Source organism: Sulfuricurvum sp. PD_MW2 (assembly GCF_002633015.1).
Taxonomy (GTDB): domain Bacteria; phylum Campylobacterota; class Campylobacteria; order Campylobacterales; family Sulfurimonadaceae; genus Sulfuricurvum.
Genome location: NZ_NSIU01000009.1, coordinates 1 through 20,081, shown reverse-complemented (window position 1 = coordinate 20,081; position 20,081 = coordinate 1). Strand labels below are relative to the sequence as shown.

Annotated in this window: 27 protein-coding genes; 4 read left to right on the top strand and 23 right to left on the bottom strand. The window is 44.1% G+C overall.

The window, feature by feature from the left end:
• The first annotated feature begins 6 nt into the window (after positions 1 to 6).
• From CJD30_RS05775 to cobA, 3 genes are read left to right on the top strand one after another with little or no spacing between them, the layout of a single operon-like run.
• The gene (locus CJD30_RS05775) at positions 7 to 1,587 is read left to right on the top strand and encodes a nitrite/sulfite reductase (RefSeq protein WP_294917277.1); all 1,581 of its coding nucleotides are present in this window, start codon (positions 7 to 9) and stop codon (positions 1,585 to 1,587) included.
• On the top strand, positions 1,559 to 2,866 hold the full coding sequence (locus CJD30_RS05770) for an aminotransferase class V-fold PLP-dependent enzyme (RefSeq protein WP_294917275.1): 1,308 nt from the start codon (positions 1,559 to 1,561) through the stop codon (positions 2,864 to 2,866). Before CJD30_RS05775 ends, CJD30_RS05770 begins: the two co-directional genes overlap by 29 nt.
• Complete coding sequence (gene cobA, locus CJD30_RS05765) at positions 2,863 to 3,672, top strand: uroporphyrinogen-III C-methyltransferase (RefSeq protein ID WP_294917273.1); 810 nt, start codon at positions 2,863 to 2,865, stop codon at positions 3,670 to 3,672. Before CJD30_RS05770 ends, cobA begins: the two co-directional genes overlap by 4 nt.
• Here the strand turns inward: cobA and CJD30_RS05760 are convergent.
• The 12 genes from CJD30_RS05760 to CJD30_RS05705 all read right to left on the bottom strand — a co-directional run bounded on the left by CJD30_RS05760 (position 3,665) and on the right by CJD30_RS05705 (position 13,508).
• Positions 3,665 to 4,078, bottom strand: coding sequence for an Rrf2 family transcriptional regulator (locus CJD30_RS05760; RefSeq protein WP_294917271.1), 414 nt, complete (start codon positions 4,076 to 4,078; stop codon positions 3,665 to 3,667). The genes cobA and CJD30_RS05760 overlap by 8 nt on opposite strands.
• Before the next feature lie 82 nt (positions 4,079 to 4,160).
• A complete protein-coding gene (locus CJD30_RS05755; RefSeq protein ID WP_294917269.1) occupies positions 4,161 to 5,300 on the bottom strand; it encodes a hypothetical protein in 1,140 nt (379 codons plus the stop codon).
• A 109-nt stretch (positions 5,301 to 5,409) separates the two neighbouring features.
• Positions 5,410 to 6,186, bottom strand: a complete 777-nt coding sequence (locus CJD30_RS05750; RefSeq protein WP_294917267.1) for a polysaccharide deacetylase family protein — start codon at positions 6,184 to 6,186, stop codon at positions 5,410 to 5,412.
• 39 nt (positions 6,187 to 6,225) lie between these two features.
• Positions 6,226 to 7,368: an ABC transporter permease gene (locus CJD30_RS05745; RefSeq protein WP_294917264.1), complete on the bottom strand. Its 1,143-nt coding sequence runs from the start codon at positions 7,366 to 7,368 to the stop codon at positions 6,226 to 6,228.
• Entirely contained in the window at positions 7,346 to 8,272 is a 927-nt protein-coding gene (locus CJD30_RS05740; protein WP_294917262.1) for an ABC transporter ATP-binding protein, read from the bottom strand. Before CJD30_RS05740 ends, CJD30_RS05745 begins: the two co-directional genes overlap by 23 nt.
• Positions 8,259 to 9,215 (bottom strand): HlyD family efflux transporter periplasmic adaptor subunit, encoded by a 957-nt coding sequence (locus CJD30_RS05735; protein ID WP_294917260.1) that lies wholly within the window; start codon positions 9,213 to 9,215, stop codon positions 8,259 to 8,261. Before CJD30_RS05735 ends, CJD30_RS05740 begins: the two co-directional genes overlap by 14 nt.
• An 8-nt stretch (positions 9,216 to 9,223) precedes the next feature.
• Positions 9,224 to 10,492, bottom strand: coding sequence for an NAD(P)/FAD-dependent oxidoreductase (locus tag CJD30_RS05730; RefSeq protein ID WP_294917258.1), 1,269 nt, complete (start codon positions 10,490 to 10,492; stop codon positions 9,224 to 9,226).
• 6 nt (positions 10,493 to 10,498) lie between these two features.
• The gene (locus CJD30_RS05725; protein WP_294917256.1) at positions 10,499 to 10,711 is read right to left on the bottom strand and encodes a hypothetical protein; all 213 of its coding nucleotides are present in this window, start codon (positions 10,709 to 10,711) and stop codon (positions 10,499 to 10,501) included.
• 38 nt (positions 10,712 to 10,749) lie between these two features.
• Complete coding sequence (locus CJD30_RS05720) at positions 10,750 to 11,028, bottom strand: peptidylprolyl isomerase (protein WP_294917254.1); 279 nt, start codon at positions 11,026 to 11,028, stop codon at positions 10,750 to 10,752.
• A gap of 27 nt (positions 11,029 to 11,055) precedes the next feature.
• Complete coding sequence (locus CJD30_RS05715; RefSeq protein ID WP_294917252.1) at positions 11,056 to 11,700, bottom strand: GNAT family N-acetyltransferase; 645 nt, start codon at positions 11,698 to 11,700, stop codon at positions 11,056 to 11,058.
• 283 nt (positions 11,701 to 11,983) lie between these two features.
• Positions 11,984 to 12,898: a DUF234 domain-containing protein gene (locus CJD30_RS05710; RefSeq protein ID WP_294917250.1), complete on the bottom strand. Its 915-nt coding sequence runs from the start codon at positions 12,896 to 12,898 to the stop codon at positions 11,984 to 11,986.
• Positions 12,899 to 12,941: 43 nt separating this feature from the next.
• Positions 12,942 to 13,508, bottom strand: coding sequence for a hypothetical protein (locus tag CJD30_RS05705; RefSeq protein WP_294917249.1), 567 nt, complete (start codon positions 13,506 to 13,508; stop codon positions 12,942 to 12,944).
• A gap of 97 nt (positions 13,509 to 13,605) precedes the next feature.
• Here CJD30_RS05705 and CJD30_RS05700 point away from each other — a divergent pair, with 97 nt between their 5' ends.
• A complete protein-coding gene (locus tag CJD30_RS05700) occupies positions 13,606 to 13,983 on the top strand; it encodes a hypothetical protein (protein WP_294917246.1) in 378 nt (125 codons plus the stop codon).
• 48 nt (positions 13,984 to 14,031) lie between these two features.
• Here the strand turns inward: CJD30_RS05700 and CJD30_RS05695 are convergent, their stop codons facing one another.
• The 11 genes from CJD30_RS05695 to CJD30_RS05645 form a co-directional block, all read right to left on the bottom strand.
• The gene (locus tag CJD30_RS05695; RefSeq protein ID WP_294917244.1) at positions 14,032 to 14,268 is read right to left on the bottom strand and encodes a hypothetical protein; all 237 of its coding nucleotides are present in this window, start codon (positions 14,266 to 14,268) and stop codon (positions 14,032 to 14,034) included.
• Positions 14,269 to 14,287: 19 nt separating this feature from the next.
• Positions 14,288 to 15,118: a DNA/RNA non-specific endonuclease gene (locus tag CJD30_RS05690; RefSeq protein WP_294917243.1), complete on the bottom strand. Its 831-nt coding sequence runs from the start codon at positions 15,116 to 15,118 to the stop codon at positions 14,288 to 14,290.
• Positions 15,119 to 15,148: 30 nt separating this feature from the next.
• On the bottom strand, positions 15,149 to 16,171 hold the full coding sequence (locus tag CJD30_RS05685; protein ID WP_294917240.1) for a sensor domain-containing diguanylate cyclase: 1,023 nt from the start codon (positions 16,169 to 16,171) through the stop codon (positions 15,149 to 15,151).
• An 11-nt stretch (positions 16,172 to 16,182) separates the two neighbouring features.
• Positions 16,183 to 16,617, bottom strand: coding sequence for a hypothetical protein (locus tag CJD30_RS05680; RefSeq protein ID WP_294917238.1), 435 nt, complete (start codon positions 16,615 to 16,617; stop codon positions 16,183 to 16,185).
• 137 nt (positions 16,618 to 16,754) lie between these two features.
• Positions 16,755 to 16,994 (bottom strand): hypothetical protein, encoded by a 240-nt coding sequence (locus CJD30_RS05675; RefSeq protein WP_294917235.1) that lies wholly within the window; start codon positions 16,992 to 16,994, stop codon positions 16,755 to 16,757.
• A gap of 54 nt (positions 16,995 to 17,048) precedes the next feature.
• Positions 17,049 to 17,435 carry a diacylglycerol kinase gene (locus tag CJD30_RS05670; protein ID WP_294917233.1) on the bottom strand — a complete coding sequence of 129 codons (387 nt, stop codon included), beginning with the start codon at positions 17,433 to 17,435 and terminating at the stop codon, positions 17,049 to 17,051.
• Positions 17,435 to 18,061, bottom strand: coding sequence for a phosphatase PAP2 family protein (locus CJD30_RS05665; protein ID WP_294917231.1), 627 nt, complete (start codon positions 18,059 to 18,061; stop codon positions 17,435 to 17,437). Before CJD30_RS05665 ends, CJD30_RS05670 begins: the two co-directional genes overlap by 1 nt.
• A gap of 39 nt (positions 18,062 to 18,100) precedes the next feature.
• Entirely contained in the window at positions 18,101 to 18,406 is a 306-nt protein-coding gene (locus CJD30_RS05660) for a hypothetical protein (RefSeq protein WP_294917228.1), read from the bottom strand.
• 91 nt (positions 18,407 to 18,497) lie between these two features.
• Complete coding sequence (locus CJD30_RS05655) at positions 18,498 to 18,824, bottom strand: hypothetical protein (protein WP_294917225.1); 327 nt, start codon at positions 18,822 to 18,824, stop codon at positions 18,498 to 18,500.
• Positions 18,825 to 18,980: 156 nt separating this feature from the next.
• The gene (locus CJD30_RS05650) at positions 18,981 to 19,469 is read right to left on the bottom strand and encodes a hypothetical protein (RefSeq protein WP_294917223.1); all 489 of its coding nucleotides are present in this window, start codon (positions 19,467 to 19,469) and stop codon (positions 18,981 to 18,983) included.
• Positions 19,470 to 19,540: 71 nt separating this feature from the next.
• A partial coding sequence (locus tag CJD30_RS05645) for a hypothetical protein (protein ID WP_294917221.1) occupies positions 19,541 to 20,081 on the bottom strand: 541 nt, incomplete at its 5' end.

The following is a 20,081-nucleotide window of genomic DNA, read 5'->3' as shown; positions in this document are numbered from 1 at the left end:
ATGAATATGGCGAATGAAACAAAAGCAGAACGAATAGAGCGTATCAAACGCGAAAAAGACGGTTTAGAAGTCATCGCCGACATTTATCGATACGCACAAACAGGGGAAGAGATTGATCCTGAAGATGTTGATCGGTTTAAATGGTATGGAATCTATACCCAAAACCGTAATCTTCAAGATCCTGAGGATGAGACACAGTATTACATGATTCGAGTCAAGCTCGAAGGTGGATATTTAAACGCCAAACAAGTGGAAGTACTGGGAGAAATTTCAGTTGAGTTTGCCCGCGGAAGCGGGGATTTGACGACCCGACAGGATATCCAGTTTCATTGGTTGAAAATTGAGGATTTTCCGGAAATTTTAAAACGTCTCTCATCCGTAGATTTGAGTGTTTTGGGTGCATCGGGAGATTGTCCGCGAAATATTGTGAGCTGTCCGGTAAATGGGATCGATCATGATCAGATTGATGATGTTCGTGACATTGTCCATGCATTAACCGATCTGTATCGTGGAAATCACGATTTTTCAAACTTGCCTAGAAAGTTTAAAATTGGTGTGAGCGGGTGTAATAAACATTGTATCCAGCATGAAGTTCAGGATTTGGCTTTTACCGCGGTAAAAAACAATAATACCCTTCGCTTCAGTGTCAGTGTCGGTGGAGGACAGGCGAGCAATCGCCGTATTGCCGATCATATCGGATACGCTAAACGTGAAGATATCATCAAAATTGCGGAGGCTGTTGCCCGAATTTATCGTGATTCCGGACGCCGTGACAACCGAACAAAAGCCCGTTTGGGACATTTGGTCGAAGACTGGGGTGTTGAAAAATTTGTTCAAGAGTTAGAAAAAGAATCGGGTGTTGTGTTGGAACGATACGATTCGGCACCGTTTACTCCGTATCCAAGACGCAGTCATTTTGGCGTCGGTGCAACTGTACGCAAAGGGTACAATACCATTGGTTGTGCACTTACGAGCGGACGGATCAGTGGAGATAAGCTCTTAAAACTTGGTCGAATTCTCGATTTTTACAAAGCAGAAGGAATTACGCTCACAACGACTCAAAATTTTGTGATTTTGAATGTCGAAAGCGATGCCACCGAAGCGATGATCGATACGCTAAAAGCGGTCGGATTCCATCCGTATCCGTCGGTATTTGAAGCACGTACATTAGCGTGTACGGGACTCAATTTTTGTAAGTTTGCGGTGAGTGAAACCAAAGATTTGGCGATAGATGTAGTAAAGTATCTCAATGAGCGCTTTAGTGACTTTGACGAACCGGTGAGCATCAGTATCAACGGCTGTCCAAACTCATGTGCCCATCCTCACATTGTTGATTTGGGATTTGTGGGAGCAATTGTCAAGCGGGATGATGAACGCCACAAAGGTTTTGATCTTATCGTCGGAGGTCATCTGGAAGGTGAATCGAGCAGATTTGCTGTGAAAACCGGAGTCAAAGTGACGAGCGATGAGGTAGCACCATTGATTGAATCGCTGATTCATGAGTTTGAGTCAAGCAATAGCCAAAACTTTGGACATTTTTTATTGGAGAAATACGATCATGAATCCATTGTTTCGTCCACTGCTTGAAGAGGGTGATAAGCTTGAGCAGATAGTACGCAATACGATTGGCGTACATAAAAAAACGTATTTCGATTTTACCGCATCAGGACTGGCGTATGAGCCGATTGAAGCACGTATTCATGAAGTACTTGAAACGTATGCAAATACCCATTCAAAAGAGGCCTCGATGGCTGCTCGAACGGATCAGTACTATCGTGATGCAAGAGAGCATTTAAAATCGCTTTTGGGGCTGGATGAAGAGTTTGCCCTTATGCCGTGCGGATGCGGTGCTACAGGTGCGGTTAAACGGCTACAAGAGATATTGGGGCTTTATATACCACCCGCAACACGGGCACGGTATCAGGCATTGCCGATCAGCAGTGAACTACCGTTGGTGATAATCGGACCGTATGAACATCATTCAAACGATATCAGTTATCGCGAAGCACTTTGTGAAACGGTTCGGATCGGATTGAATGATAAAGGGTTGGTTGATCTTGAACAACTTGAATCGATTCTTCGGGAAAATATTGATCGGGAGATCATCGGAACGTTTTGTATCGCTTCGAACGTAACGGGTACGATTACACCGTACGCTGAGATTTCAGCAATATTACGACGTTATGGGGCGATTGTCTGTTTTGATGCGGCTGCGTCATCGCCGTATCTTAATATTCCGTGTGAGTTGTATGATGCAATGTTTTACTCGCCGCATAAACTTTTGGGTGGACCGGGATCGTGCGGATTATTGGCAATTCGAAAGAATTTGTTTGACACAGATGCAAAACCGACGTTTGCCGGTGGCGGAACGGTCCGTTATGTGAGTCGTACCAGTCATTTTTTCATTGATGAAGTGGAAGATCGCGAAGATGCAGGAACACCGGGAATATTACAGCTGATTCGCGCGGCATTGGCGTATCAACTACGCAATGAACTCGGATTTGAGTGGATCGCTTCGCGTAAAAAGAGTTTGTATACTCATTTTATCGACGGATTGAGAGAGATTGAGGGATCAACCTGTTACGGATGTCGCAAGGCAGACAACATCGGTATTGTTTCATTCAATATCAAAGATATCGATCCGTATGCATTGTGTGAAGTTTTATCGGAATCAGATGGATTCCAAACACGGGCTGGATGTTCGTGTGCAGGGCCGTATGGGCATGATTTGTTGGGGTTGGAAGACGATACCCCTTTCCAAACGCGACCAGGATGGTTGCGAATTAGTATCCATTATTCGCAAGAAATTAGTGATATTGAAGCGTTGTTGGAAGCTATTAGAAAATCGATAAGGAGGCTAGAATGACAAGAATAATTCAAAATAATTCAGCCGAATCGAATCAATCGTTTTCGGCGAGAAAAGGAAAAGTATATCTTGTGGGCTGCGGTCTGGGGGATGTAGAACAGTTGACACTAAAAGCGTATCGGATTATCAAAGAAGCGCAAATCATTTTATATGATCATCTGATTACCGATGAGATTTTGGCTTTGGTACCGCATGAAACACGTAAAATTTATGTAGGTAAACCTCAAAAAAGTCACAATATTAGTCAGGATCGGATTAATGAGCTTATTGTTGATTATGCGTCTCAGGGATTTACGGTGGCACGACTCAAAAGCGGTGATCCTTATATTTTCGGACGGGCTGCGGAAGAGGCCATTTATTTGGGCGAACGCGGATATGAAGTCGATGTGGTAGCGGGTATTTCCTCATCGATCTCAGGACCTGCATGTGCAGGAATACCTCCCACCGCGAGAGGATATGCATCGAGTTTTTCAGTGGTATCAGCCCATTTGAAAGACAATAAATTTAATACGGATTGGTTTCCGCTGCTTAAAATTCCGAATCACACGACAGTTGTGTTGATGGGGCTTGGTTTGGCGAGTATTATTCGTCGTTGTGCATTAAAATCAGGAATACCGAAAAATTTTCCGGTAGCTATCGTATCGAATGCTTCTCGTCCTGAACAAGAAAGTGTTGTAACGACATTGGATGGATTGACGAAAGCGGCCAAAACACTTAACGGTCCTGCTGTTATCGTTTTTGGAAATGTAGTCAAACTTCATGGGAAACTGCCGGAGTTCGTCTCCCAATCGGTCGAAATTATATAAAGTACATCGATTGTTGATTCAGGGCATTTCCCTGATCGACAAGATCTTGCAGGCTCTCATGAAAAACACTCTTCATATCTTCTTTGACACGTCCCCAATACAGATGCAAAATAGGTTGTAGACCTTCATCAGCAGGAGTACACAATTCACCTTCGAGTGTAAATAGAATTTCATAGATATGTATTTGTGCAGGTGCTTTTGCGAGCAAATACCCTCCACCTGCTCCACGGATACTTTGGATCAACCCCTCTTTACGCAGTGTCGCAAGAATTTGTTCCAAATAGTTTGGAGGAATATGTGCTTTTTCCGCAATATCACGAATTTGGAGATGTCCCTGCCCGTAATGGAGTGCCAACTCATACATCGCTGCAAGGCCGTAGCTGCCTTTTGTCGAAATTCCTGCCAATGTCTTCTCCTGTAGGGAATAGTGAAGATATTGTAATAGAGTTAGCGTTAATACTCTATTAAGGACATCGATTTAAAAGAGATTATTCACTCTCTTTCGGTGATTTGAACGATTTCACATCGATGCGGCGTGGAGCACGTTTCGGTGCCGCAGGTGCTTCGGAGGGTTTTCGATCTTGGTAGGGTTTTTTATCCCCAAACGGTTTTTTGTCTCCGTAAGGTTTTTTATCCCCATAGGCTTTCTTTTCACCGAAAGCTGGTTTATCCCCGTAAGGCTTTTTCTCACCGAATGGTTTTTTGCCGTCTTTATCGTACGGTTTTTTCTCTCCGAAAGCGGGTTTGTCTCCGTATGCTTTCTTGTCACCAAATGGTTTTTTATCTTTATCGAATGGTTTTTTCTCTCCATAAGGTTTCTTTTCTCCATCGGATGGTTTTCGTTCATCCGAACTTTTCGCTTTATCTCCGAAAAATTTCGGTTTACTGTCAAATTTTGAGCGTGAACGCTTTTCTTCATCAGTGCGCGGTGTTCCGTCGATATAGTGGTTTCGTTCGCGGGTTTTTCCCTCGAAGATCGGTTTCCCGTTTTCGTCCTTACCGAGATAGCGCGGTTTTGCGTTTTGTTGCTTTTTGGCGCTAAAACCATCGTCTTCTTTACGTTGAGGACGTCGATCGTTGCGCGGTGCATCATCACGGTTGCGTTCAGGACGGGTATCGCGTTTTTGGCGTGACTCTTTCTTTTTTGCATCTTGGATAGCAAAATACTCTTTTCGAGCTTCTTTTTCTGCTTGTACTTGCGCTTTTTGAACATTTTCAACGGCAATTCCAAAGTTCGGTTCAAACCCTTTGATCACCTCTTGGACAATGGTGCGTCCGTTAAGCAGTTCGATAGGGTAGAGCCGTTTTTGGTCTTCCGTATCGAGGAGGATAAGGGCATATTCGCTGGCACGTGCAAAGCGAGACATATAAAGGATCGCTTTTTCAGGAAGATCGTAGCTGATGAGAACATCACAGCGAAGATCAGGTGCTTTTGATAATTGTTCATCGCTGACGAGCGTGATGGTTTTAGCGCTTACAAGACCGGTGAGTTCTTCAGCGTTATCTGAGGTAACGATAAGGATATTTTTGCCGGCATGGTTTTGAATCAAAAATTGGATGAGGGCATTTTTTTGCTCGGTGTTACACGGATGGATACGGTGGTTTTGGCGTTTGATGGTAGATGACATAAAAAGTCCTTGGATAATTAAGCCTCATTCAAGAGGGGAGATAAGCGGTCGGTGAGGAAACTCAAGCGTAGACCGAAAACGCAAATGATAGTGCAATTATAGCGTGATTTTAGCGATACGCCCTCATCCCCAAGAATTCATCCAACCGAACAAAGGTATATCCTCTTTCCGAGAGTTTTTCTATAATCGGTGCAAGTGCACCCACACTGGCCGGGGTGCGGTGCATCAGGATGATATCTCCATTGCGAATGTTGGAGAGAACATTGTCGATGATGGCATTGGGATCTTTGAGGGTCCAATCGAGTGAATCGAGCGACCAAAGTACCGTAGTGAATCCCTGAGCATTCACACTTTTGACGACGAGTGAATTGATCGAGCCATACGGTGGGCGATAGAGGATCGGGTAATGTCCGGTGATACTTTCTATCCGCGTTGCGGCTTGATCCAGTTGGGTAATGACACCGTTTTCATCGAGATTGCTCAATCTTGGATGGGTAAAAGAGTGGTTGAGCACCAGATGCCCTTCATCGCTTGCCCGTTTGACAACGGTGATATTGGTATCTTTCATCGTATTGCCGATCATGAAAAAAGAGGCTTTTACACGGTGTGTTTTGAGTATATCAAGAAGCTGTGCCGTATTGTTTTCATCAGGTGAGTCATCAAAGGTGAGGGAAATACTTTTTTTCGTCGTATCTCCGTTGACAATGACGTTTTGGTATTCGCCCGACTTGATGGGAGTGATCGTTTTGGTTCTCCAGTTATCCAAAAATTGGCTCATGTTGGCATCAAGCAGCGGTGAAGCGCCTCGAATATCATAAATTATCGGTGAATCTGCCAAGAGGGTAAGTTGCAAAACAAGGGCAAAAAGTACAAAAAGTTTTCGCATAAGGTCGCTTCGTGTCAAAATAAAGAGAAATTATACCCGCTAATCGAGAGTCTTTTTGTAAAATCGAACCGCTAAGGTCATCATCACCGCACCGATAATCATCAACGGCCAAATGTTCGGCCAAAGATACCAAAAATCGTTCCCTTTGAGGATGATTCCCCGAATGAGACGATTGAAATAGGTGAGGGGGAGGAGTTCGCCGATATGCTGTGCCCATGTCGGCATTCCCGAGAAGGGAAACATAAATCCTGAGAGGAGAATACTGGGAAGAAAATAGAAAATGGTGAGTTGCAACGCCTGAAGCATGTTCTGCGCCAACGAGGAAATGGTGATTCCGATGGTCAGATTGACGGCGATGAAGAGAAGAACCACCATATATACCAGAGGGATCGAACCGTTGAAGGGAACTCCGAACACGATGTGGGAGGCAAAAAGGATCAGTGAAGCTTGAATCAGCCCGATAAAGACATAGGGGATGATTTTCCCGCTCATAATCTCCAGCGGTCGGGCAGGGGTAGCGAGGAGATTTTCCATTGTTCCGCGTTCGCGTTCTCGGGTGATAGCAAGTGCCGTCATCATGGTGAGGGTCATTGTCATAACGGTTCCCATGAGCCCAGGGATGATGTTGTATTGATTGATACCGTTGGGGTTATAGAGACGGTGAACCCGCACATCAAAAGGCTCTTTTTGGCTCCACAGGGGTGAGAGGGAACCTTTCAAATCCTTTTTCATCACTTGTTCGGTGATCCCTTGAACCGAGGATAGGGCAATTGAGATCGTTACCGGATCGGTCGCATCGGCTTCCATCAGCAGTGTAGGTTTTTCTCCCCGCAAAAGTTTTTTGGTGAAATCCGATGGGATCGTGAGGATAAACTGGATTTCCCCTTTTTGCAATGCTTCTTGGGCTTGTTGCTCTGAGCTATAGCGTGTATCGATCGCGAAATATTCCGAGGTCTCCATCGAAGAGATAAAGCTGCGGGTAAACTCGCTCTGATCATACGCTACAACAGCAGTCGGGAGATGTTTTGGATCGGTATTGATTGCAAATCCGAACAGTGCGAGTTGGATGATCGGCAGAACGAGCATCATCGCAAAGGTAACCCGATCACGCTTGAGCTGTAAAAATTCTTTGAGGACGATGGCCCACCAGCGGTTGAAACTAAAGCTCATGGCTGTTTCCATAATTGTCTCGGCTCTGACGCATCAGATAAATAAAGACATCTTCGAGCGAAGTCGGAATCGGTTTGTGAGGATAGGTTTGGAGCAGCGATTCGATAGAGTGAGGATCTTTTCCGCTGATATGGAGGGTCGAGCCGAAAATGACCGTTTGTTCGATGGCATCATGCTTTTCAAGCGATTTGGAAACTTCCATCAGTGACTTACCAGTGATTTCATAGGTTGAGAGGTTTTGGCTCTCGATGATACTGTGTGCACTCCCCTGCGCGAGGAGATTACCATACGCAATGTAGGCGAGTTTATGGCATCGTTCCGCTTCGTCCATATAGTGGGTGCTGATGAGTACCGATACCCCTTTTGCCGCCAGCTCATGCAGCTCTTCCCAAAAATCGCGCCGTGCATTCGGATCGACCCCTGCGGTGGGCTCATCCAGCAGCAGCAGTTTTGGATGACGGAGCATACACGCCGCGAGTGCAAGACGCTGTTTCCATCCCCCCGAGAGGGAACGTGCGAGCTGAGAGGCACGGGAGGTGAGTCCGAGGGTTTCGAGCGCCTCATCGACGACGTGTTTACGGTTGGCGAGTTCATACACCCGTGCGACGAAATCGAGATTTTCACGGATACTCAAATCTTCCCAGTAGGAAAATTTTTGGGTCATATACCCGACATCTCGTTTGATCGCGTCGCTTTGGGTGCGAATATCGTATCCCAGACAATGCCCCTCACCGCTATCGGGGGTGAGCAATCCGCACAGCATTCGGATCGCGGTTGTTTTTCCGCTCCCGTTTGGACCTAAAAAACCGAGGATTTCTCCCCGTCCGACTGAGAGGGAGAGATCTTTGACGACGTGTTTGTCGCCGAAGTATTTGTTTAGTCCCCGAACCTCAATGGCCGCGTCAGTGGTGCTCAAGTGTCACTTCCACAGGTTGCCCCGGATGGAGCAACGGAGCATCATTTTTCGATGGATAGGCTTCGATCATATAGGAAAGCTTGCTTTTGGACTCGTTGCTGTAGATGATAGGAGGGGTGAATTCTGCTTCGGGTGAGATGTAGGTGACGTGTGCAGTGATTTTTTTGCCGTCACTGCGTTGAGTAATGGAAATATTGGTTCCGATTTGCAACGATTCGGCAATCTTTTGGGGGACAAAAAAGCGGATTTTTATATTTTGCGGAGGGAGGAGACGGACGATAATCCCCCCTTGCGGGACAAATTCCCCCTCACGGTAGAGGGTGTCGTATACGAGCGCTTGATAGCGTGATTTGACCCCTTTCTCATCAATTTTCCATTGTGCTTGTTTGAGTACAGAGCGCAATTGAGCAATCCGATCTTTTTGGGCTTTGATTTGATCGGGGCGTTTGGAGAGTTTGGCAACATTGAGGCTGTTTTTGAGCTCTTTGACTTTGGCAGAGGTCGATTTGGCTAACGCTTCTGAAGCATCCAGTTGGGTTTTGGAGACGGCATTGGTTGGAAAGAGGGCGCTGTTTCGTTCAAACTCTCTGGCAGCATTCTCAGCCGAAGCGACTGCTTGGGAAAGTTGTGCTTCGATGACACGGATCTCTTCGGGACGAGCCCCTTTTTGATAATCGCTGAGGGTCGCTTCGGCGGCGGCGAGATCAGCCTGGGCTTGTTGGAGTGCCAACACTTCGCTTTCGCACTCCAGAGCAAAGAGATTGTCATTTGCAGAGATCTGCGCACCGCGCGTCACAAAAAGCTTGTCGAGTTTACCGCTTTGGGTGGAGGAGACGTTGACAAACTCCCCCTCAGCGTAGCCGTTGTACATCTGAGGATCGGTGGATTGGCACCCACTCATCAGTAATACAAAAAATAGCGATAGAAGAGCTGTCTTTTTCATAAAAATTATTATAGCGCTTTCGTGGAAACTTCACCCAGAAATCCTGCCAAATATCCGCTTGAAAAACTCCATTGCAGATTATAGCCGCCGCAGGGACCGTCCAAATCCATCACTTCTCCGCAAAAATAGAGCCCTTTGAGAATTTTGCTCTCCATCGTATCGGGAGAGATCTCTTTGAGTGATATACCGCCTCGGGTGATCATCGCCATTTTGAACCCGTCATGACCGATCACGGTGAGCGGTGTCCATGCGAGAAGCTTGATGAGACTGTCACGCACGACCCCCTCAAGACGGTTAAAACCTTTGTCGGGGTCGGCTTGGGCAAGGGAACATAGCGCACGGCACACCGATTCTGGGAGCAGAGTCATCATATGGGTGAGAACGGACTGCTCTGGATGTTTATCGATCTCACGCTTGATATGAGCACGCAATTGCTCTTCGTTAAGCCCTTTGGTCATATTAATGAGGAGTGCAACAGTGCCGTATTTTTCGATCAGGGGGGTGATTTCACGGGCAACATCGAGAACGACGGGTCCTCGGATACCGTTTTGGGTAAAAATAAGATCTCCATGGGCGCGGATAGCTTTGGCTTTTGGGTGATCAATACGGATTTCGACTTTGGCGATCGTATCGGCGCGACAATCGGCTACCCAGTTCTCCTGTGTCCGAAGGGGCATCATGGCGGGGTAGAGTTCGGTTACCTTGTGTCCCACTGACGAAGCGATCGTAAAACCATCCCCTTCGGCACCTAATTGCGGGTATCCGAGTCCTCCGCTAGCGAGTATGACGTTAGGGGCGGTGTAGGTGTGCTCACATGTACTCACTCCGCAGACACGTTCACCGTCGTGTTCGAGCTTCTCGACCCGCTCAGAGGTGATGAGACACACTCCGAGTCGCTCCATCTCCTCTTCAAGGGCGGTGATGATACTCACAGAACTGTGCGACACGGGAAAAACACGGTAGCCATCTGGTGCATGACTCTCAACACCGATGTCGGCAAAAAATGCGATGAGTGCTTTATGATCGAGGGCATTCAAAGCAGGGGTCATAAACCGTCCGTTGCGTCCAAAACGTACCATAAAATCCTCATTGCTGAGGGTATTGGTGAGATTGCATCGACCGCCTCCCGTTGCTTTGAGCTTGGCGGCTATTTTGGAAAGTTTTTCGAGTAGAAGTACCCGTTTTCCCTGTCGTGCAGCGGTAATGGCTGCCATGATTCCCGCCGCTCCGGCACCGACGACGATCACATCAAACGAAGCTTGATTAGCATTTTTCATAATCCCTCAAATATCGGTGATTCGAACCAACGTGAGGTACTGTTCACTCTCTAAGATGTTGAGGGAGATGCCGAATTTTTGGGAGAAATGTTTGCGCTGACCTTCGGTGAGTTCGGATAGATGAATTTTGTAGTAATGATGGTTGTCGTCACGGGTAACTTGCATACAGTAGGTGTGTATCTCTTCGGGAGAAGGATCGTAGTGGATATATTTTTGCATGGATTTATTATAGCACAGGAGGTGCTATAAATGAGAGATTAGCCTCGTGCCGTCACTTCGAGCAAGTGATAGCCGAATTGGGTTTTGATCGGACCGTAGAGAACGCCGACATCACCGGTAAATACCGCTTTATCGAACTCAGGAACCATTTGTCCCGGAGTGAAACGACCCAAATCGCCCCCTTTGCGCCCTGATGGACATTGAGAGTGATCTGCTGCCGCTTCGGCAAATGAGAGCCCCTCTTCAATTTGTTGTTTAAGTTCGTTGCATTCTGCTTCGGTGCTGACTAAGATATGACGCGCGGTTGCCCATGCCATGATGATCCTTTAGTTTTTTTTGACATACTACACTGTTCTGGCTTTTAGAACCTGTAATCGATCATGTGCGTAATGTGCTCCGAGTTTCACAATATCCGCTTCATAAAGGAGAATTTGTTCAGCAGAAAGACGATGCTCGTTACCGTCTATTTTTGTGAAAATGGTATCAATGTGTTTTCCTATGAGCAGTTCAATATCGCTTTTTTGTGTCATGGAGATGATACCATCTAGTCCCTCTTTTGGGAGGGGGAGATTGCAATAATAGTCTCCGATTTCATTGATTCCCCAATAGATAAATCCTAAAACGGTATAAAAATCGAGTGAGGTAGAAATTGAAGAAAACGTTATCCTTTTGACATGTTGTTTCAGTGCCGCATCTAAAATCATTTTGAGCAGTAGTGTCGCGTACCCGTTGCGTCGATGAACCAGAGGGGTAAAGATATTATAAAGGGTTAAGTATTCGGCATAACGATCGATTTTACTAAATAGATAGCACAAATGGGTATTGTTTTCATCACATAAGACATAGCACCCTTGAGCGTTCCAACTGAAATGGCGATCCCACCATGCTAAGGATTGATCGGAAAAACGAAGAGAAGGGCCATCTTGGATCAACGCGGTGGATGCTATGTACTCTTTACGCCCCAGAGATTGAAGGTGATAATCTGACATAGAGGATCCTTTTACTCTCAATCGAAGTAAAAAGTTCCCTTATCGGAGCCGATTAATTTAAGTTGAGTAAAGTAATTATATCCGTTTGAGAGAAGATGGGGAGATTAAAAATTAAGCACTTTCCCCCTTTTTTGACGACAATTAACGGAATTTCGGTATAAGCGTGAGGGAAAGAATCGCTAATAGCGCAGTGGAATGCCCCCCATTTTGTAGTCGACCTATTGTTCCGTCGACACCTCATGGTTTCTTGATTAGGAGAATATGATTATAGGCTTTTTGCATTTTAGTACTTTTTATTGGTGTGGACGAGGAGATCTTTGTCGCTAAGATCCTCTAACAAACTTTTTAAATTTTTTAGGGTGTAAAGTTTGAGTGTTTCGCTTTTCTCTTTTTTGAACTCGCTGGAAAAACCGCTTTTTGAAAAAACTATAAAAATATCGGCTGTGAGTGAGGCTTTTGCACATTTTTCCTGAAGCTTGGCAAGTTCGCTTTTATTGGCCTTGGATTTTGAATATTTGCACAATCCCGCGATTACTTTTCCCCCTTTGGTTTTTCCTAAAATTTCGATTTCGTTCGTTTTATCCCAGTAAGAACCGATTTTAACAATCCAGTCCTCTTTGAAACTTTGTTTGACAAGAGCAATGACCAACCCTTCGTAGATCTGATCGAAGAAGCTTTGTTTGGTATTTTCCCACTTCAATTTCATTTCGTTGAAATCTCCCTCTTTGACCCCCTTGTAATACGGAGAAACGGAAGCGAACCAGAAACGGTAAAACGGAGCGGTAAAGAGAAGGCGGGGAGAGACTTCTTCCTTCTCATCGACGGGATCTGCTTGGGAAGATTGTCGAGAGAGTAATCCGAATTTGATTAAAAAGGCAGCCGACTCCTCTCCTTCTTTTCGACTGAGATCGGCACGTCGGTAGGCTGAGTACTCACGGCGATCACCTAAAGCGACTGCCGAGAGGAGGGCATGATGCGCTTTGTTGCTTTGGGTGATTTTGGTCAAATCGGCATGGATATAGCGATAGTTTTTGAGTATCTTCTCATCGATTAGCTCTTCGAGGGGCTTGGACATATCGACACTGTACCCCATCCCTCCGAAAACGGCGAAATACTCGATTGCTTTTTCGACATCGGTAGCATTGTTTTGAAAACAAAACGAACGGAATTGTTGGAGAAGTGTTGGGGATGTAGACATGGATGGATACCCTTATAATAATTAGCGCATTATAGCCAAATGGCTATTTGCGGTCGAAATGGTAGATGGAATGGGTGGAACTTAGTTTTTTATCTTTCCACGAAAAATAGGAACTTTTGAGATGTTTGCCGTTGTTAGAGAGTTCATGGATGATTTGGTGGATATGGTCTTCATCCGACTGACAGAGTTCAGTACTCATATCGCAGTCAAATACGATTCGATTCGGGGTGCTTTCGCGCAAATTGGCGATAAATTCGGGTTGATTTTGTTTCGAGCAGTAATGGGTCGCTTTGATATTGGTGCACGCGATCTCTTTGCAATGATACATGCTCACCATTTGTTTAGCGGTACCCGGGAGGAGATCTTCTTGGAGGGTCACTTCTCCACCGATGAGTTTGAATGCCATAGCCGTCGTATCGGTACCGAGGAGAGGGAGAACCGCTTTATGTTTATACGATTCGGTACCGGTTTGTGCTGATGAGAGTTTCCATTCCCCTTTGAGAGAATCTTCCATCCATGCGAATAGTTCCCATGCGGTTGTATTTTCTGCTCCGTAGGCAGAACCGAACCATAAACATGATGCTATTACGAGTGATTTTATTTTGAACATCTTGATCCCTTTTGAAAAGAGTTATTTTATCTTCATTGAGATAAGAGTTAAATGCGATAAAATACGATTTTTAACCATTATTTGAAGAGAGAATGAAATGAAAGAGCTTAGTGTCGTCGATTTGAAACTTGCATTTGAACAAGATATTAAAATGGCACTTTACACACTCGAGCGATATAACATTGAAGCCAATTTTGCCTTAGTAGCATGTGATGAATACGATATAGATAAAGCACATTTGATGGACAGTGTACGCCAAAGCGATATTATAAAAAAGGTGAATGAACACTACATTGCCGTATTATTTACTTTTGTAGATCATATCGGTGCAGGTCGCGCGCTGGAGAAACTGATCAATTTTTATCCCCAATTCGGATTAAAAGGGAGTTTGATTTTTTTGAAAAAAGGGGAAAGTATAGATTCTGTCTGTGAACGGATGGTTCAGGCAAATCATATCGTCCATACGGATGCATAGAACAATGTTTTCAATGAATGTAGCTACACCCTCGTTGAGTAAATTTTTTTAAAAAGGGTTCTCAACACTCTCTGCTGCAACGGTTGTAATTTGATCAGGTAGGTTTTTGTCTCGCTTGAGTGCATCAATCGACGCATCGATGATACGTTTCAATTTCAATGCCGATTCGAGACCGTGACGATTTTTCGTGAGGTCCAGCGAGCCGTAAATCGAGATGCGATCCAAACGATTCTCGACTGTGAGCGAATCGATTTGGAAAGCATCAGTTTCATTTTCGTATGCCATAAAAGATTGTGTGGGCATTTCAGAACATCCGTTTTAAAATTTTTTCGATCATATCGATTATATCCTGATTTGATCTATTCTGGTAAGAATTGCCTTTGTACCCCTGCGGTTCGGGTAAAGTCATGGTTTTTTCTTTGGCAGATGTACTCATTTTCGGGAAAAATTTTATTCCGCTTTGTTTTTCAAGTTCAGCGATGCTGATCACTTCATAGTTATTACCCGCTGCATTTGTAACCAGATAAGCGGCACCTTCACCGCTGGATGGATCATAAATCGCTTTGTACAGTTTGGTAGGAACGAGGACACGACCTCCGATCCGTTTCACTTGCGAACCGCTGAAAATTGGTCCGGTGATTACGTAAAGGGAGCCTTTTTGATTGGTCAGATGGCGAGTTGAACCTTCGATAGCCGACCAAATTCCGCGGTTGTTCTCGGACACTTGTGGAACCATATTGGCGAGTGTAAAACATTCATGCTGCGCTTGTTTGTTTCCCATATCGGCTGCAGGTGCTAAGTGCCCGCGATCATAGCCCGATCGTGCATAATCTTCAAGTTCAGCACGCTCATCAGGGGGCAACTGCTCTTCAGGATGAAAATCGTTGGTCCGTTTGCTTTTATGCTGAAGTCCCTCGCGGGTAAGATGCTCAGCGCTCCAAAGCGGTGTGCGTGATACTCCGGAGTGCATGATGGCAAAGCCGCTGTAGCAGAGCTCTTTGGTTTTAGGGAACAGTTTGGCATTTACAATATCGGGAGCTTCGTTGCTGTAGTAGAATCCGTCACACTGTGTTGATGCGGAAAATAGTACGGTGGTGAACGTTAATGATGTTATGAGTGTAAGATAAAGTTTCATGGAGGAATTTTACCATCATTTTCAGTATGCTTATCCCTCTTGGACGTTGTTTTTCCCTAGGTTTTTTGCTTGATAGAGCGCATTGTCACATCGTATAAACAAGGAATCAGATGTATCTTCTTTGAGATAGGTTGTGACACCGAAACTGCAGGTTACATGGAGATTTTTAGGGAATATTTCACGATCAATCGCAGCGCGGATGGTTTCGGCTTTTACTTTGGTGTTTTCTAAATCACTTTCGGGAAAAATGACGATAAACTCTTCTCCGCCCCATCGAGCGATAGTATCACTTTGCCGAATGATTTTTTGGACTAGAATAGAGATTCCGATTAAAACTTCATCTCCAATTTTATGTCCATACGTATCATTGATTTTTTTGAAATCATCTATATCGAACAAAACGACACTAAGAGGATACAAATAGCGTTTGGCGCGATGCATCTCTTTTTCAAAAATCGATTCAAATTCCCGTCGGTTGTACAATCCTGTCAGACGGTCATGTGAAGCATTGTATTCGACCTCTTGGATTTGCACTTGGAGTTTTTTATTGATGAGATTGAGCTCTTCGGTTCTCTCTTTTACCAGAGCATCCAGAGAAAGATTATCGTTCATGAGCAATTCGTTTTGGTGGAGAAGCTTTTCTTGAGAGCGTTTGAAATCATGGATATTGGTATGAGCCCCGATCATACGCAGGACGGTTCCATCACTGTTTTTTTGGATGATTTTTCCGCTGTCTTGAATCCACAGATAGGTGTTGTCTGATTTTCGACATCGATATTCGATCCTATATTCAGGGATGTCTCCATGAATATAAGATTCAAAATGTTCCATTACTCTATCATAATCTTCGGGATGGATGATGTTCTCCCATGTAAATACATCGTTTTTGAACACAATATGATCATATCCGAGCATACGATACCAACCGATACTGCGATAAACATGTCCTGTTAAGGCGTTCCAGTCCCAGAACCCTTGATTGGAGATATCGAGGATACTGTTGAGAGTAAAATCAGCGTCTTTAAGGGTATCATGCGCGTATGTGATTTCCATAGGTAAATACCTTAATGATTATGTCCGTGACCTTTGCCTTCATTCTTTTGGTTGGCATGACGATCGTCTCTGTAATCGTCTTGACGTTCATCTCTACGGTCGCGATGCTGTTCTTGATAGCGTGGAACATACTCGCGTTCATACCAATCATTATGGACAAAATAAACCTGCTCACCGCAGGCATTGTATTCGTGACAGTGTTTTTTCCAATGTTTGGCATGCCCAGGCGGAACACGCAAGTAGATTGGTCCTTGGTGCATTCGTACTCCCCGATCTATGATGACAGGTTGTGCATAGATGAGTCTGGGATTTGGAAAATCACCGATATCGATTCGACCGTAAAATCCGGGTTGACCGATGCTGATCGAAACCCCCACATCGGCTGCAAATGTTAGCGTTGAAGTAGTTATTGCGGCAAGCGCTGTTGCCATAAACAAACGTTTCATTATCTCCCCTTTAGATCAAGATGCAATAACTATAGCATAATAAAATGAAACATAACAGTAATTGACGAATTAAATAGGTGTTTTAACCGATAACGAAAAAGTTTTGGCGTGAAATACTTCCCTGATAGAGATAGTTTTTATAGCTCTTTCGTGTGTTTGAGTTCTTCAAGTAATGTTTTGATCTCTCCAAGCTCATTGTGGATACGTTCTGCTGAGACACTTGATTTATAGTTCATGATGATCAATTTCACCGAAACCAGAAAAACTCCCGCTTCCAGTAGGAGATCGTGTGTAAATCCCGTAAAAAACAGAGCCAGCGAAAAGAGGATAAAGGTGATAGCGATCACGACGATAGAACCTGTATCAAAATGTTTCATTTTTTGCCTTTTTGAAAAATATCCGGTAATAATTTTCTGTGTTGTTCAATGATGCTATCTTAAATGAGGTAACACTTTAAACAACTCATATCCCAATACAGCCATCCATACAAATATCGTGATTCCGGCTGCGGCTGCGGAGATATCTTTGATGATTTTTATCTTCTCGTTATAACGGGTTTCCATAAAATCACAAACGGCTTCGATAGCGGTATTGAAAATCTCTCCGGCAATCATAAAACCGGTGGCGAGGATAATCAGTGAAGCGTCAAGCCATTCTCTATAGATCATTACCGGAATGAGCAAAATCAGTGATACGACAATTTTATAAAGGACACTGAAATCATGGAGTACGGCGTATCGCAGTCCCGAGAGTATGATTTTAAATTTGCGTAGCGGATGGTATCCCTGTTCGCCAGTTTCGAGAAATTTATTTTTCATTATATGCCCCCTTTGCGTACAATCGAATAAGAGATGACTCCCCAGATGAGAGCGACTAAAATTCCAGATAGAACGTCAGTTAGAAAATGAACCTGAAGATACATCCTCGACATGAAAACCAAGAGGCAAACACTCCCAAGCACGATTGTCATAACGGTTAATAATCCGGCATTATGATGGACAGCGAGGAGAATCCCCAGTGAAAAAGCGGCAATTTGGGCAGAATGGGCACTTGGAAACGAGGGGTCGAGAGGTACCTCCTCTATCATTGCATATAGGTGAGGACGAGGACGATTCAGCATATATTTGAGTGCGTATGTGGTAACAATCGTACCGAAAAAAGCAATCCCAAGTGATTTTTCTAAAGAGGTATTGTCATGTTGAAATACAAGGATGATAGCAATGTACAACGGCAGAAGAATCCAAAGCGATCCCATCCACGTAACGGTTGAGAAGAAATCGTCCAATCGATGATTTCGGATGGAATGAAACCACTCTGCTGCTTTTTGATCAAGTGAGAGCAGATAATGGTTTTGGACACCGATATGGAGCAGCCATAGAGCTACGCCTAGGAATAAAATCACGAGTATTGGAAAGAATTCCGATTCGAGCATTATCCGATTCACAATGACCCTCCTAGATATTCTTGGATTTACGCGGGTTTATTATTTCCCGTTACACTGATCCAAAAGCGCTGAATTTTTCGTCTTGCTCCAGACCATTCCCGTATCATTATAGTAGTAGCTCAAACCTCCGACTTTGCGTGATAGATCTTGGCAGACAGCCATGTTCAACCCATCGCCATAAGGACCTTTTAGGATACAGGTTCCACCCGTACAATTCCATATCAACCCGGATGTTTCTACATTGCCGACGTATGTGGTACCGCCGTACCATGTGTTGATCGGTCCGTAAGCGAATACCGTGAGAGGGAGGGTTAAAAGCGCCGTAAGAAGGTATTTTTGTTTCATACATATCTCCGTGTGAAATAGATTGAAGTGCTATATTGTAGCAAAGTAGGATAGTGTTATCTTTGAATATTCAAAGATAAAATAGGCGGAGTTATAAATGCATAAATTGGGAGAGGATGAGTATTGCAACGACAAGAAAAAAGGGGAGGGTATGCGTTTTAAATACCCATGGATTTATGCCGAATATTTTTTGGTTAAATCCCCGTATCCCAAGCCACATTCCAAATAGGGCTTTGATAAGTAAAAGGGTTTGAAACATACTCAATCCCTCAGGACGTATTTCACCGAATACTTGAGTGATAAGGTACATTCCGCTCCCAACAGCGACAAAGAGCGCATAAGGGACAACTTTGCGCACGTGCATCATGATCGCTTCGCGAGCCCGAGCATGCTCTTCGCGTGTAAGTGTTTGCGTCATTTTGGAGAGGAACAGATAATCAACAAATAAAAATCCTCCATAGACAAATGCCGAGAGGAGATGAATGGTATGAATGGTCGTGTAAAAAATGGTGACCCCTTTAGATCAATAATAGGGAATTATACGAGAGAGACAGAGAAAAGGGATTGATTGAAATCAAGAGAGATTTTGTATGCTTGATGAAGTGATAGTAAATGTTTGACGAAGGACATTGCCCCAATACGGGTCGTTGTAGTGATCTTCATTATAGGGAGTATCGTGAAAGCGTTGGATCGCTTTGCGCCAAAATGCCGTGGCGTACTCAGCCCCCTCGATCTGTTTAATCTCCCATGTTCCATGGTGGCGTGTCCAGATTGCGTGAGCAAAGCGCATCCCAGCATCATTTTTGCGAAAGAGGGGAACGACATAGAATTCGCACATTTCGAAACAATTGTTTTCTTTGGATGCAATCGCGGCGAGCCCAGCGGGAGTCTCACCGATATAGAGCAGATAGCCCAGTACATGATCTCTTATAGCGGTATCGAGGGCAAAGAACCCTGATTCATCGGGTTTTTTACCCGTGAGGGGAGAGAACTCAGCCTCATAGCATTGGGCGAGATTATGATAGATATGGAGATTGGTTTCGGTGACGGGAAGTATATGCATAAGACTCTTAAAGATTTTTTGGCGGAATAGTAGCATATTCCCACTCAGGAGAGTGGAAAGGAGGGAAAAAATTATTTTATGATAGTAATAGAAATATCATCAATAATATCACTCCATTCAATATTGTTTTCCGTAATTTTGATTGGTTTGCGAAAGACATGAAAAATTAAGTTTCCATCTTCTACTTCATTATTACATGTTTGGTCATGAATACATTTCATGATCTTTTGATGATATATCTCAGATTTATTTGCATCGTAAGCTTCTAAGAAAGAGAACATAATTCCATTTCCAAGCATATCGGTATTATCGAGACAATCTTTTCCTGTATTACGTTCAATATCACAATTGATAATAGCGTGAATTGATTCTTTTGCTCCAACTGTGTTATTGCTGTCATATTTTGAATATACAATAGAGCCAATTTGAACCGTAGAAATACCATTAAATTTTGAGATGACATAACTTTGTGAATGTATTGGAGTTTTATCATTCCCACTTTCTTCTTCTCTCGTTGTAGTATCATATGTATATTTTTCTGTGTGAATTTCTTTTGCTTTATCATAAATATCTGCAAGTGAATTTTTGGAGCTTACTGGAATCACTAACAGT